Raw genomic sequence first — 2553 nt, 5'->3', positions numbered from 1 at the left:
GGCAGCTTCTTCTTGCCGGGTTGAAAGCGATTGGTTACCAGGATATCGCCACTTCCATAAAGTACGTAATCAACCCAGTGATGGCTCTCCACCGCAGGCAGATAGTAGGCGACTTGGATCTTCAGCGCCGAAGCGGAAAGTCGCTGGGCTTGAAAAGAAGCTAGCTTGCGCTCTTGGCTAGCTTGGCGCCACACGGCACATCGTTTGGGCATGCCGTTGCCGTGGTCGTTGTCGGTAGGGGCACGCCAATAGTTGGGAGTGGGAGCCTTGAGGATAAGCTCTCGTCCCTGGTATTTCCAAGATTCAAGAAGCCCCGTGGCCTTATTGAACCGCAAATTAAAATTGGGGCCGGAAACCAAGAGAGATTCTTCTGTCTCCTTAAGGTCAAGTGCTGGCAGGCCTTCTTCCTCGAACGGAGGCGCCGGAGCTGAGAAGGGAAGTTGAAGCTGTTCTTCGGCTACCACGTGCCCAGCCTTGGCCCAGGAAGTGTCTTCGCCCAGCCGGAAGCGCACAATGAGCCAATATTCGCAACCCGCCCGGGGTTGGAGCGGAGTAAAGGGGATTTTTACCACCTGGCTTTCTTGGGGTGGAATCGAGAAGGGACCAACCTTTCCTGATTGAATACGGTCTCCGTCCTCGGTTATTTCCCAAGTTACCTGGAATTTGTCGAGGTTAGTGAAAAAATATTTGTTCTGGATACGAATTTTTCCCTGGGTTAAGTCACCAGGATTATCGGCGCTGATCCCGATATTTTGATAAACTTTTTTCACTTCCAAGAGTTTGGGAGTGACGGAGCGGTCAGGCATTACCAAACCGTTGATACAGAAATTTCGGTTACTGTCGCCTTCGCCGAAATCGCCACCATAAGCCCAGAACTTACGGCCGTCGGCTGTCTTTTTGCGCAATCCCTGGTCCACCCAATCCCAAATGGAGCCACCCTGGAGAACCGGGTATTTTTCGATTATTTTCCAGTAGTCAATTAAATTGCCGACTGAATTCCCCATGGCGTGAGCGTATTCGCAGAGGATGAGGGGGCGATCAGGTTGGCCGGTGGCGTATTTTTCGATGCGTGCAGGGGAGGAATACATCGGGCTAAAAAGGTCAACATGGGGCCGCAGTTCCCCCCGCTCGTAGTGGACAGGCCGGGTAGGGTCGCGGTGATGAAGCCACCAGCTGGCTTCCTCAAACGAAGTGCCATCACCAGCTTCATTGCCCATTGACCAGATGATCACGCAAGGATGATTCTTGTCACGTTCCACCATGCGCTCGATGCGGTCGAGATGGGCTTTTTTCCACTCAGGGCGATTGGCCAGGGTAACATCAGGTTTATAGCCCATGCCATGCGATTCAATGTTGGCTTCATCAATAATATAAAGGCCGTATTCATCACAGAGCTCATACCAGCGAGGGTCATCGGGATAGTGGGAGGTGCGAACGGTATTGATGTTGTGTTGCTTCATCAGAATGATATCCTGTCGCATGGATTCTTCGTTGACGAAGTGGCCGGTGTCGGGGTCGTGCTCGTGGCGGTTAACGCCTTTAATGAGGATGGGTTGGCCGTTGACTAGGAGTTGTTTATTTTTGATGGCCACCTCTCGGAAACCGTATTTTGTGCTCAAGAATTCAAGAAGGTGGCCGTCGCGGTCGCGAAGGACCAGAACCACGGTGTAGAGGTTTGGCGTTTCGGCAGTCCATTTTTTAGGGTTAGCAACAGTGGTGCGCAGGCGAAGGACACTTTCTTCACCCGGAGCAAGGTAAACGCTTTCAGCTTTTAGGGGTGGGTCAAGAGGAAGAGCCACCTGGTTTTCATCAAATATTTTAACTTCCAGGGAAGGATGCCAGGCTGCTTCGAGGCCATAATTGTGAATACGGGCCGTGACTTCGAGGAAGGCATCGCGGTAATCCTGGTCGAGGTCGCAGCGAAGCTCGTAATCGCGGACATGAACAGCCGGGGTGGAGAAAAGATAGACATGACGGAAAATACCACTTAGTCGCCAGTAATCTTGGCATTCCAGGTAGGACCCGTCGGAGAAGCGATAGACTTCCACGGCCAACGTGTTTTCTCCTTCCTGGAGGTAAGGCGTAATATTAAATTCAGCCGGGGTGCGGCTTCCCTGGCTGTAACCAACGAGCTGGCCGTTTATCCAGAGGTAGAAGGCTGATTCCACGCCATCGAAGTGAAGAAAAACCTGGCGTCCCCTCCAGCGGGCGGGCACAGTGAAAGTGCGGCAGTAGGAGCCAACCGAATTTTTTTGGTGTTCAACGAAAGGGGGATTGCGTTTGAAAACGTAGGATGAATTAAAGTAGTAAGGTTTATCGTAGCCGAGAAGTTGCCAGTTGCTGGGGACGGGAATTTCATCCCAGGAGCTGACATCATAATCGGGTAGGTAAAACTCCGTCGGTCGCTCCTCAGGGCGTGGGGAGAACTTAAATTTCCAGTGGCCATCAAGCAGGAGGCAGTAGGCGGAGCGGAAACGCTGGCAATCAAGAGCGTTTTGAAAATCATCATAAGGCATCAGGGTGCAATGAGGAGGTTCCTTGTTAAGGCCGATG

The 2553-nt window shown here is 52.1% G+C and carries 1 protein-coding gene (only partly in view); it reads right to left on the bottom strand.

Going from position 1 to position 2553, the window contains the following annotated elements:
* On the bottom strand, positions 1–2553 hold part of the coding region annotated (locus JRG72_11760) for a DUF4981 domain-containing protein (protein MBW2135878.1) (this coding region is incomplete at its 5' end). The annotated region extends 118 nt beyond the left edge of the window; 2553 of 2671 annotated nt are visible.

The organism is Deltaproteobacteria bacterium, from assembly GCA_019309545.1.
Lineage (GTDB): Bacteria > Desulfobacterota > Desulfobaccia > Desulfobaccales > Desulfobaccaceae > Desulfobacca_B.
This window is presented reverse-complemented; position numbering and strand designations above follow the sequence as displayed.